The sequence below is a fragment of the Streptococcus sp. HMSC067H01 genome, from assembly GCF_001814775.1.
GTDB lineage: Bacteria > Bacillota > Bacilli > Lactobacillales > Streptococcaceae > Streptococcus.
On record NZ_KV817786.1, the window covers coordinates 1 to 11,240 of the forward strand.

An 11,240-nucleotide genomic window follows, 5' to 3' on the forward strand; every position below is an offset into this window, starting at 1 on the left:
TATGGTATAAGTGACAAATGTTTTTCAATGCTTTCTGTTGCTTATCAATAGTTGAGTTTTTGCTTATTTTTATTTAAAATCATTTCCGTTGATTTTCGTCATTTTTTTAAATCGTATTCATCTTCGTATTCATTTTCATACTCACCTTTGCCCGTATAGTTGAGAAGGCTGCAATTTAGTTCTAATAGTTTACATTGGAGGGGTGTCCCTCCAACTCCCCGACCTCTGGACAAGGTCTATTTTTTTGAAAAAATTTAAAAAAACTTCATCAAAACGCTTGACTTTCTCGGTGTACCGTGATATAATATAATCAAGATAAGGAAAGGAGGTGAGGAAGTTGAACAAAGAAGATTGGCTTAGGTTACTTGAAAAGGCGATAGACAATATCCCTGAAACGGTAACTGCTATAGCAAGTCTGGTGACTGCAATAACAGTCGCAAGACAAAACAAAAAGCGTAAACCCGAATCCCGCAAAAGAAAAAGGTAAACGCTAAGAGGTGGGGGCGAAAGCCCCTCACACCTCTATTTTATCAAATGAAAAGAGGAAAAGCAATGGTTAGTGCAATAGCTATTTTTATAATTGCAATCAATGTATATATCTATCTAAAAAATAAAAAGGACAAATAATATGAGAAAAGTTATTCAAGAATTATTAGACAGTTCAATGTCTACATCTGCTATTTCGCAAGGCGCTGGAGTTCCATGGACTACTGTTTCTGACCTTAGAAAAGGAAAAACAAGCATGGACAAAATGGCCCTTCTCACAGCAGAAAAACTTTATGAATTTGCTACAGCTGATAAGCAGTGATTTCGGTCACTGCTTTTATTATTGCAAACAAAAAAGCCCGCAAGCCTGAGCCTGCGGGTCATTAAGAAGAAAAATAGAATCTCCTTTCTTTATTTAGTGGTAACAATTAGTCCATCAGGTAATACATTAAATGCTGGTTTGTCTGAACGACTGCCATCTTCGTTGACGTAGTACCAGCCTCCTTCGACTTTGACAAGTTCTTTTGAAGACATTTCGCCATTCTCTTCTTTGAGATGGTATAGTTTGTCCTTGTATTGAACCCAGCCAGTGACCATTGCTCCTGAAGCATCAAGATAGTACCATTTGCCATTCACAAACACCCAACCAATGGCCATTGCCCCATTTTCTTTGAGGTAGTACCACTTATCATTTTCTTTGAACCATTGACTGGTTAGACAATATCCTTTAGCATCAAAGTAGTACCACACACCGCCGATTTTTTCCCATTCTTCTTTTGGGTAAGATCCGTCAGGGTGTTCCCACCACCAACCAGTATCATTTCTTTTCCATTTTGGCTCGGCTTCTTCGTCATCTAGTAAAACAATGTTCTTGTCGTATGGATTTGAAGAATATTGCCACCATCGAATCCCATCCATGCTAGGAAAATACTCAAAATCAGCATTTCCATCATTTAGCCCATACCCGGCAATCCAAAGGCTGTTTGGGAATTTCGCAAGAATCTGCTCATAATAGATATTATTGAGCGTGAATGGCTTGTAGCTGTAATAGATTGGCTCATAGCCATTTTCTTTGAGGATTTCCATAAAGCGAATACATGCATCTGTATTTGCCTGTTTATCTCCGCTAGCGTGATCTTCGTAATCAAGACACAAGTATTTTACTTTTTGAGGTACATTATCAAGGAAGTAACGTGCCTCTCGTTCAGCTTCTTCGATGTCACCTCCAAACCATGCGAAATGATAAAATCCAACAGGGGTTGATTGCTCAACTTGAGCATGTCGGCAAGGGTTCAGATAGCTTGTACTTTCAGAAATCTTGATGATGGTATTTTGTGTACCCATTTCTTCCAAAATCCCTGTAATATCGTATCCATTGTGGCTGGATACGTCGATGAATAAGTCGTTTTTCTTCATTGTCCTCTCCTAGTTTTGGACTGGCTCTTGATAGTCAAGAGCGCGTTTGCTGTCAGAAATTCCTGCAGTTGTTGGGTCTGGAATGATATTTAGGATATTTACAATCGTCAACCCCACAAGATAAGGGTTCGCAAAGAATTTGCCAAGCAAGTCTAAAACGACTCCCCAACTGACCAAATCTTCTAGTTTAAGATTGAAATATGCGAGAATCGGCAAAGCTAAAGCAAATGCCACTCGCAATAAAAATGTTTTGTTTTTTAAGTTAAAACGTACTTTCCAGTTAATCATGTTTATTCTCCTTTGTTTTTGTCGTCATCTTTTTCAAGTAATCGCTGAAATGCTTTTAAAATCGGCTGAAAAAGAGTAACGTTTCCTTTTAATTTTCGATAATTTTCAATAAGTGATTGAAATGTGAATGCGATGTATCCGAGATAAATCGAATACAAGAATGCGAAGCCTGTTTTTTCAGGTAAAAGCACGGACATCGGAATAAGGATCATCAGTAAGAGAACTCCTAAAATCTTGCGAAGGAGCCCATTGATGCCGATTTTGCTCTTATACTCGATGTCAGGGTTTGCGATAGCAGCAATCGTTCCTGTCACAAAATCAATGATTTCCATTGAGACAATCAATGCCAGGGCGTACAATACCAATCCGTCTTCGGTCTGAACGACGCTTCTTAAAAAATTGAAAAATTCGATCTGCATACAACCTCCTTTGTCTATACTTCTTTCAGATTAAATTTCAAGCCACGGAATTTACTAGCAACTCCAGTGACGTTTTTAGCTGAAATTCGATAAAATCCGATATCGAGCACAGCTCCGTCTGATAATGACTGCCCATTTGATGTCACAATCACGTTGTCTCCAAAATAGCGGATAATTGACGGACGTTCAATATAAACCGAAACCTCAAACATTGTCTTTATTTGAGTAGAATTTAGTTGTCCTTCTAAATCGAAACCATCAGTTCTAGTAATCCACTTCACATCTTTTTGTTCATCTGTCAAGTAATCTGAATAATTCAAATCAGATGCCACTTTGTTATTCTGATACCCGATTTTACTAATCCCTGAAACAAATACCGTTTGAGGAATCAACTGACTAGCTAAAAATTCTGCCCCTTTTTGATGACCAAGATCTCCAAAGTGACACATGTCTGGAATTAAATCCTTGAGCTTGTATTCTGAATGGTTCAAAATATTACTTGTGCCAGCGTTATAATCAATGAATGGTAATCCTAATTCTTCGGCTAAATCCTTCTTGATGTTGTCAGCAATCGCATTAATCTTCGAACCAAATCGTTTGTAATTCTCAAATTCAGCTTGAGTGCTCATTAGTACAGGTTTAATCCCTTTCGCCAACAATCGATTGATAACATTTATATGATCGTCACGAAATGATTTAATCTTACTCACGTCGTACACCATATCGTTGATGCCCATTGCAATGAACGCATAATCAATGGATTCAGGTATCGGAGATAGAACAGCATCCAGATTTTGACGAAGCCAATAAATGGTTTTTCCTGAAAATCCTCGATTATAAATTTTATGATCAAAATTGTAACCACGTTGTTGATTAATAATATTATTAAGTATTCCAGAATATGTATTATTTCCTTCTTTTAGATTATTAATATTATCGTTGTTGCTGGTGTAATTTGAAGTCCTCCAACCATCCGTCGTGCTATCTCCCAGCGTCACAATAACAGTTTTTTTAGTCTGAAGGTCGACAATCAATTCTTCTAATTGCCATGCATTATTTAATAACGATTTTGTACTCTGAATAAAATTATTACTAGAATAATGCGTGAGTTCTTCAAGATATACTGATGCAATCAAAATGTCTGTATTCTTGCTTGTAAAAGTTGCTCCATTAGACATCACTGAACTCTTTACTAGCTTAAACTTATTTTCTATAGTATCCAAAATAAGATGATGTAAGAATCCACTGCTAAGTTGAAGATTTTCATGCTCTTTTATCGAGTAGTAACTTGTCCCTTTTGAAACAATAATCTCATTCTGTTCTCCAAAACCATTAAAACTAAACGTTTTTGAATAATTGTCATAGATTATTTTGCCTTGTACAACCGAACCGATTAAGCTATCCTGCGTATATTCTGAGTAGCCAATTGTCTTAACGAACATAGAATTAACTGGATAATGTAAAGTACCCTTATACATAATAGCAAGTATGACTTGCGTTGACGTGATGTTCTTAACGTTCGCCAAAGTCATCACGGTTAACCCTTTATTTTGGAAGTCGTAAACAACATATTCTGACAATCCAGTTGGTTCGTAACTAATGCTCAAATTAGCATTTGGAGCATAATTTTTATTTCCAAACGAAATCCATGTATCTTTTTTTAAGGATACTGTTTTAGTCTTACGATCAATAGTTAATAATCCGTCGAAAATTACGCCGAACTGATTAGGAACGCCGTCAGTTGGCGATTGATATGAACCACCATCCGCCCATGAACTTCCGTCCCAATAATTCCAGTGGCCGTTATCAGTTGTAACATAAATACCTTTATCACCAGATGGCTTTGCTGAACGTAAAGCTGAAACATTTGGATATGTTCCTTTAGGAGTTCCGTCTAGAATATTATTAAGCATAGCTTTTATTTCAGCTTCGTCTGCTTTTGAATTGATAATATTATCAATCGTAGAGAATCTATCGGATAGATGGTCAAAGGTGCCTCTGGCCTTAGCCACTTCCATATTTGTGTTGCCATCAAATGTTGCATCTTCATAGACTCGTTCTATACCGTCATGAATAGCTTGTCGAACATCGCGACCAAAAACTCCTTCCTTGATAACTTTTAAATATTGGTCAATTCCCATTTAAACTTTCCTTTCTAGATTTTCAATTCGTTTCAATATATCATCTAAGTCAACTTTCTTTGAAATTAGCAAATAATCCAGTTTTTTCTTATCTTGAGTAGATAAGAGTTGGCTAGACTGTTCGTTCACGGTATTATTGACAGTTTCAACTGTCTCTGCAGCTGCATTAGCAATAACTCGCACTTCTTCCAATCTTGCCTGTTGCTCTTTAAGCTGATTAGTTGTAACTAATTGCCGAGTTCGCTTACGAATATTATCTGACTGCCACTCTTCCGCAGACTTAAATTTTTCTCCAATCGTCAAACTAGATCTCTCAACATTTAACAAATCAATCTGTCGAGCAACAACTCTCAGTCGCTCGTCGATAAACATAACAGGATTGATAACCCTATATGTGTTACCTTCCTCAAACTCGTCAAAATTCGGGTTGATGTGCGATAAGTTGACTGCTGAAACAGAGTATTGATAAGCTACAGCTTTTTGAGTGGCTAGCTGGCTTTCTCCTGCCTGTTTTAGAGCAACAGGGTTCTCTATGTCATCAAACGTGGCAGTCTCCATTTTGATACCATACTCGGCAATCAAATCAGGTCTATCGATGTAGTCTTTTCCGTTGTTGACTGAGGCAATGCTGACACGCTGATTTGTCTCACTATTTTGCTTGCCATATACAAGCAGGCGAGATACGATGCCCTCTGGGTTGATATGCTGCTTTAATGACAATAGATTGACAGAGAGCTTGATTTCCGTGTCGCTGTCAACACCAATCTGCTTCTTAAAATCAAGATATCTCTTCCCATTCTCCTTGCGAATTTGTAGTTCCAGTCCATACTCGTTCAGGATAAGGTCTGTCAATGTGGCAAAAGTCGACTTGGCAGGGTCTACATCGGCTTCCATGTGGTCGCCTGTTGCGATTAGGTCTGTCAAATCACCTGGCAAAAATTCCTTATAAGATTCCAGGTTGTCATTGTGGAATTTCAAGACTTGTTTTACAAAATCAGATTTCTTCCCGCGGTAAATTTGTTGCCTTTGTTTGCTGTCGTTCAGAAAATCAAGCTCCGATTTGGCATTGTATGCAAATGTAAACACTCCACTTTCTGCCATGTCATTTGTGATTGGGGCTATACGACCGTAAAATACTTCTCTACCTGTCCGCATATTGACTACTTGTACCATGGTCTGTAAAGGCTTGATAAGAGCCTTGTAACCAGCGTTGTTTGGCAAAAACTGGAAATCAAACTGGGCAATCTTATTGATTTCAAACTTAATAATGGCCGACAAGAGCTTATTCCCGCCGGCCATTGAATCGTGTATCGGTGTCACGTTGGCACCATTAATCAAACTAACTGCATACATCAAATCAGCTCCTTAAACCATTTGAACGAGATTCTGCCGTTTCCTTTGATGCGAATTTCATTCTCTTTTTCGAGTGTGAAAAAGTCATATACACGACTACCTGGAATAATACTGAACTGTTGATTCCGCATAGTCAATGTCATGTTGCTGGTCGACGTAATCTCTGGTCGTGCCAAGCTGATGCCTGTGTTGACCAATAGAATATCAAGCGAACCTTTAACATCGAAAGCAATATCTTGGAATGCGTCTAGTTCAAAGTTAAATTCATCCCAGATATCGCTTCCTTCAGCTTTCTCGGAAATCATGAAGGGATAGGCTGTGAATGTGATTTTTAGCACACCATGCGCCCAATCCTCTTCAAAAGCACTATCCCCTTGGACTTCGGCTAGGAAATAAAAACCAGGAATTGCATCGTCATATAGAGGTGCGAGTCCAGTAGTACCCATTAGCCAGTTAATAGCACTTGTTTTAGCCATATTCATGGCTTCTTTCGTGCCATAGATTGTATTCTTGATTTTGATTTGATAGGTCAAGGTCCTCTGTTCGTAGAGCTGCCCGCCGTAAACCGTTGAAAAATCATATTTTTCATTTGAAAATGGAATTGGCACCAGTACCTTCTTTTTGTTAGGGATGCTAATTGACCGTTCATTTAACAAAAGCAAGCCTTCATCTTCAAATGAGTGCCTGCCATTGTATCTAATTCCGTAGTGTTTAGCCAACTGTGCCTCCTCCTTCGATAATTTGAATACGCTGTGCTTGGGCATCTGAAACATATCCCACAATCAATTGAGCGAATGTTTTGCCGTCAATATTTAAAATGATTGGTTGTGGATTTGGTTGTTCCACGTTCACAATAATCTTGTCTTTGACAGTAGACATGATATGATCTGCTATCATTCCAAGTGTGCTTTCGTTTAATGGCAATACCGCTTCTTTACCAGCCTCTCCACCACCCATCAGCCCATTACTGTTCATGCCGAAAATGGTTGGTTTGGTTAAAATACCACCTTTGGCAAACCATGTAATATCAATAGATGGCAATGACCCCTTACCACCGAATCCCCACGGTGCCTCGCCACCGCTGATGTTGAAGCGTGGTAGTTTCGGTCTAGGTAGTGACCATTCAAAGTTAAAGAAACCCTTCATAGCATTGATAGCATTGGAAACAGCATCTCTAGCACCGTTAATGGTATTCGTAATAGTATCTCTAATACCATTCCAAACACTGTTTACAGTATTAAAAATGCCAGACATTATACCACTAATTGTGCTCGATATTCCGTTAAATACATTAGAAATAGTATTGGAAATCGAGGTTACTATATTGCTGATGAATGACAATATGCTATTCCAAATTGTGGATACTATATTGAAAATCATGTTGAGTACAAATTGGATATAGGTCACAATCGCTTGCCAAGTTCTTTGAATGTATTGCTGAATAGCTGTGAGAACTGTCTCAATGATGGACTTGATTGCATTGATTAAGCCGTCTACAACACCTCTCATCGTCTCCCATGCGCCAGACCAGTCACCGTTAATCGCCTGCATAACTGCCTTGATGATTCCAAGTACAGTGTTGATTGCTGTCTCTACAATTGTTTTGATGACTGTCCAGACTGTCTCGATGACTAGTTGGATATTCGACCAAGCGGCTTGAATGAGTGGCTGTAAAGCTGTCATGACTGTGTTAATGACAGATAAGATGGCATTCCAGACTATTTCTGCGGACGACTTGATCAACTCTTGATTTTCCGTCCACCAGTCCACAACCACTCCAAACATGCTCATGATGAAGTCAGAGATTTCACTTACCACACTATTGATAACTTCCAGGATAGCATTCCATACAGTGGTTACTAATTCACGAAATCCCTCATTAGTCTCCCAGAGATATTTAATCCCAATAATGAGCCCTGTGATTGCTGCTGCTATTAATGCTACGGTTCCGATTATAGGTAGTGCTGCTGTAATCATTGCTCCGATGGATGTTTCAAGTGCGACTGCTGCTGCTTGCAAGGTTAAGAATATCGGGACTAGAATCCCAGCGACTGTGACTACACCTCCCAAAATCACGATGAATTCTTTTACTGGACCAGGTAGACCACTGAACCACTCTGCCATATCTTTGACTATGTTTCCCAGCACTTCAAATACAGGGGCTAGAACTTCAGCAATTGCTGCGCCTAGTTCGGACATAGCTAGCGTGACTGAGTTTTGTGCTGTCTTAAATTTATCAATTGGATCCAGAGTAGCTTCAAATGTCTTTGAAACCGCTCCTACTGAGTATTCAGCAGATTCAGCGAATGATTGGAAGTCAAAAGAACCACGCTTGATTGCGTCAATCATTTGAGGTGCTTTCTTAGCACCAAATATTTCCATTGCTAGTCCCATTGCTTCAGTTTCGCTAGTAGTGTTTTTTATCTTATCAATTGTTTCGATAAGACCTTCTTTCAAAGTTTTACCTTCTTTAGCATAAGTTCCTGCTGCTTTTGTTAAACCTGACAAAGCACCTGAAGCATCTACACCACTTGTTTCAAATTGCCCAAGTAGTGCTACACCTTCTTCAAAAGAAAGGCCTAGCATTTTAATCTGTGGTGCGCCTTCAATAGCTTTCTTCATCAAGTCATCAACAGATACACCAGTCGATTGAGCTGTGTAGGTTGTAGAGTCTAGGACTTTCGCTAAATCACTAGTTGATAGCTCGTAAGCTTCCAAGGCTTTACTTGCTGAAATAGTTGAATTGGTAATGTCTGTACCGTTGATTTCAGCAAACTTAATCATCTCTATGGAAACATCTTTGAGAGCATCACCAGTCAGTCCAAACTGTGTATTGACCTCTCCGACTGCTTCACCAGCCTTACTGAAATCTGTCGGGATCGTTGTTGCGATGTTTGAAGCAATATCTTGCATTTCTTTCAAACTATCACCTGTCGCACCAGTTTTGGTCACAATAGTGTCCATGCCTTCATCAACTTGCCTGAAGGCTTCTAGTGCATTCTTCCCAAAATCCACAAGTTTCTGACTAATGTCAGCAAGCTTTTCTGAGAATTGATTAAGTAGTTCAGCTTTTAGAAGATTGTTTGTTTCAATTAGGGTTCCAGTTGCTTGTTTGCCAGCACTACCCAAACTCTTCATCTCCTGAGAAAGATTTGAGTACGCTGCTTTAGCTTGATTCAGTTGTGCTTCCATTTTGTTAGCTTCAACCGAATTTTCACCATACTCTTGCTTGGTTAACTCTAACTGCTTCTCAAGATTTTCAATCTGCTTAGCAACGATAGTGGATTGAGCACCTACTTTTTTCTGTGCCAGAGCTAGTTTTTCAGATTCGCTAGCATTTGCTCCTAACTGGCTTTCTTGCAATTTAAACGAGCTGACAACTTTTTCAGACTCACTTGCAAGGCGATTCTGCTCTTTCTGCAAGTTCTGAAGCTGACTTTTATTGCTTTGGGTAGCATTTCCGTTTTCTGCAAGTGCCTGGTTAACGTTTGCTAGTTTGCCTTCGTAACCTTTCAGGACATTCTTAGTAGTTTCAACTTCACGTTGAAAAGCTCGATACTGCTCTTCACCAATCTTTCCTTCTGCAAATTGCTTCTGGACCTGCTCCTCTGCAGTCTTCAAAGTTTCGAGTTTCTCTTTAGCGTTGGAAACCTGTTTTACCAAGAGTTCCTGTTTCTGGCTAAGCAAGACAACGTTACCAGGGTCAAATTTCAAGCCTTTATCAATTTCTTTGATTTCCTTGCTGGCATCAGAGGCAGACTTATTGACATTTTTTAAGGCCTTATCTAAGCCGGTTGTGTCGCCACCAATTTCAATATTGATACCCTTAATTTTTCCTGCCATGTGTTCTCCTTTCTTTAAAAATAAAAGTGCTGAGAGAGCGATTCTAGCAACGTTTTCCTTGAGTTAACAAGGTATTCATCGTAGAAATTCTCTCAAAGCACTTTAGAAATTATCAATATCGTCTTGTGTAGCTCTTCTTGTCTTAACTTCGGTCTGTTTGTCTGGATCACGAAGATTGACATAGTCTGTTTGGTAGTCAAGGGCCATGCCAAGTGTGATGTGTTGTAGCTCCTCTACTGACAGACCGACTTCTTTACAGCAGGATAAATAGGACTCTACTGTAAAAAGTTCATCACTTGCAGATTCGCTGTCATCGAAGGCTTTTTTGTGTTCATGTTTGCCTCCAGCATTTCCATTAAGACAGGAGCGACGTCTTGGACAGGGAAATATTCCAAATCCATGTAAAAATTGTCGTAAGGCTTGACCGTAGGGTCTCCCGATTTCACAAAAGTCCAAAACAGTCGGTTAAAGAAAGTCATATCGAAATCTTTCAACATGGACATGTCTAGCTTACTGACATCAATTTCTTTCTGTTCTTGTGACAAAGCCACCATTTTCAATAGGGCGTCGCCCTGGAACATGTTCATCAAGTCCTGGAAATAGTCACGACCAAATTGATTTTTGTAAGCAATTGGTGTATAGCCATTAGTCACCAACCGAAATTCTTGGTCCCCAATTTGATAAAGTCGTTCCATTAGCCACCTACCCCTTCTGTCGCTCCAAATGTCACGCCGTCTGCAGGTTTATAGACATTTGTAAACCAGCCGTCGTAAACTTCTTTGGTTGTGTTTGCTGTTGTCCGAGTCTTAACAGCTTTATCAGATGATCGTGGGACTGATGTAAAGGAAAGTTCCGTAGTGTTCGGGTCTCCTGACTTAGTTTTGGAACCCTGCTTTGGTCGAGTAACTGTACACTTGTACATTACGTGACGAGTAGCATTCTTATCCCCCTCAATTTGGAACATCATCGCAAAGGCTGCTTTCTCCGCATCAGCAAACTCAGACTGTGTTCCGTCTGAAGCTAGCTTCTCCCCTAAAATTTCAGTTTGGAAATACTCGGTCAAGCGAGCAATTGTCAATGTACCTGTGTAGCCCTTGTTGGTTGAGCCGCCATAGTAGGTCACGTTGTCTGCTTGGAAATCAATCGTTTCTCCTTGTGGTTCAATTGTCAACTCGACGGCCCCAGGTAGTGCTTGTGGAGTGTCGTAAGTCAAATTGCCTAGGGCATCCTCTGAGGTAATTTTGGCAATATGGACTTTCTCCAAACCAAATTCAATTTTGTTTTCTTTTTTTTT

11 protein-coding genes are annotated in these 11,240 nt (G+C 39.5%); 2 read left to right on the top strand and 9 right to left on the bottom strand.

What is annotated here, in order from left to right; genetic code table 11:
* The first annotated feature begins 337 nt into the window (after nucleotides 1-337).
* Together HMPREF2987_RS10975 and HMPREF2987_RS04450 are read left to right on the top strand one after the other, a co-directional pair.
* Nucleotides 338-487 (top strand): hypothetical protein, encoded by a 150-nt coding sequence (locus tag HMPREF2987_RS10975; RefSeq protein ID WP_173390505.1) that lies wholly within the window; start codon nucleotides 338-340, stop codon nucleotides 485-487.
* A gap of 141 nt (nucleotides 488-628) precedes the next feature.
* Entirely contained in the window at nucleotides 629-808 is a 180-nt protein-coding gene (locus HMPREF2987_RS04450) for a hypothetical protein (protein ID WP_070677362.1), read from the top strand.
* A gap of 89 nt (nucleotides 809-897) precedes the next feature.
* Here HMPREF2987_RS04450 and HMPREF2987_RS04455 read toward each other — a convergent pair whose 3' ends face one another.
* The 9 genes from HMPREF2987_RS04455 to HMPREF2987_RS04495 all read right to left on the bottom strand — a co-directional run.
* Nucleotides 898-1,902, bottom strand: a complete 1,005-nt coding sequence (locus tag HMPREF2987_RS04455; RefSeq protein ID WP_075229511.1) for a GH25 family lysozyme — start codon at nucleotides 1,900-1,902, stop codon at nucleotides 898-900.
* Nucleotides 1,903-1,911: 9 nt separating this feature from the next.
* On the bottom strand, nucleotides 1,912-2,190 hold the full coding sequence (locus tag HMPREF2987_RS04460; RefSeq protein ID WP_075229512.1) for a phage holin: 279 nt from the start codon (nucleotides 2,188-2,190) through the stop codon (nucleotides 1,912-1,914).
* A gap of 2 nt (nucleotides 2,191-2,192) precedes the next feature.
* Nucleotides 2,193-2,609: a phage holin family protein gene (locus HMPREF2987_RS04465; RefSeq protein ID WP_075229513.1), complete on the bottom strand. Its 417-nt coding sequence runs from the start codon at nucleotides 2,607-2,609 to the stop codon at nucleotides 2,193-2,195.
* Nucleotides 2,610-2,623: 14 nt separating this feature from the next.
* Nucleotides 2,624-4,750: an SGNH/GDSL hydrolase family protein gene (locus HMPREF2987_RS04470; protein ID WP_075229514.1), complete on the bottom strand. Its 2,127-nt coding sequence runs from the start codon at nucleotides 4,748-4,750 to the stop codon at nucleotides 2,624-2,626.
* Entirely contained in the window at nucleotides 4,751-6,103 is a 1,353-nt protein-coding gene (locus HMPREF2987_RS04475) for a phage tail protein (protein ID WP_075229515.1), read from the bottom strand.
* Nucleotides 6,103-6,822: a phage tail protein gene (locus HMPREF2987_RS04480; protein WP_257375136.1), complete on the bottom strand. Its 720-nt coding sequence runs from the start codon at nucleotides 6,820-6,822 to the stop codon at nucleotides 6,103-6,105. The genes HMPREF2987_RS04475 and HMPREF2987_RS04480 overlap by 1 nt, the downstream gene beginning before the upstream one ends.
* On the bottom strand, nucleotides 6,815-9,946 hold the full coding sequence (locus HMPREF2987_RS04485; protein ID WP_075229517.1) for a phage tail tape measure protein: 3,132 nt from the start codon (nucleotides 9,944-9,946) through the stop codon (nucleotides 6,815-6,817). Before HMPREF2987_RS04485 ends, HMPREF2987_RS04480 begins: the two co-directional genes overlap by 8 nt.
* 275 nt (nucleotides 9,947-10,221) lie before the next feature.
* Nucleotides 10,222-10,641, bottom strand: a complete 420-nt coding sequence (locus HMPREF2987_RS04490; protein WP_075229518.1) for a hypothetical protein — start codon at nucleotides 10,639-10,641, stop codon at nucleotides 10,222-10,224.
* Nucleotides 10,641-11,240 (bottom strand): major tail protein (locus tag HMPREF2987_RS04495; RefSeq protein ID WP_257375137.1); only part of this gene is annotated, 600 nt, incomplete at its 5' end. The genes HMPREF2987_RS04495 and HMPREF2987_RS04490, both read right to left, overlap by 1 nt.

Excerpts from the sequence above, each read along its gene's own strand:
- HMPREF2987_RS04460 (WP_075229512.1), bottom strand. The coding sequence starts at position 2,190 with ATGATTAACTGGAAAGTACGTTTTAACTTAAAAAACAAAACATTTTTA.
- HMPREF2987_RS04490 (WP_075229518.1), bottom strand. The coding sequence starts at position 10,641 with ATGGAACGACTTTATCAAATTGGGGACCAAGAATTTCGGTTGGTGACT.
- HMPREF2987_RS04475 (WP_075229515.1), bottom strand. The coding sequence starts at position 6,103 with ATGTATGCAGTTAGTTTGATTAATGGTGCCAACGTGACACCGATACAC.
- HMPREF2987_RS04465 (WP_075229513.1), bottom strand. The coding sequence starts at position 2,609 with ATGCAGATCGAATTTTTCAATTTTTTAAGAAGCGTCGTTCAGACCGAA.
- HMPREF2987_RS04485 (WP_075229517.1), bottom strand. The coding sequence starts at position 9,946 with ATGGCAGGAAAAATTAAGGGTATCAATATTGAAATTGGTGGCGACACA.
- HMPREF2987_RS04470 (WP_075229514.1), bottom strand. The coding sequence starts at position 4,750 with ATGGGAATTGACCAATATTTAAAAGTTATCAAGGAAGGAGTTTTTGGT.
- HMPREF2987_RS04455 (WP_075229511.1), bottom strand. The coding sequence starts at position 1,902 with ATGAAGAAAAACGACTTATTCATCGACGTATCCAGCCACAATGGATAC.
- HMPREF2987_RS04450 (WP_070677362.1), top strand. The coding sequence starts at position 629 with ATGAGAAAAGTTATTCAAGAATTATTAGACAGTTCAATGTCTACATCT.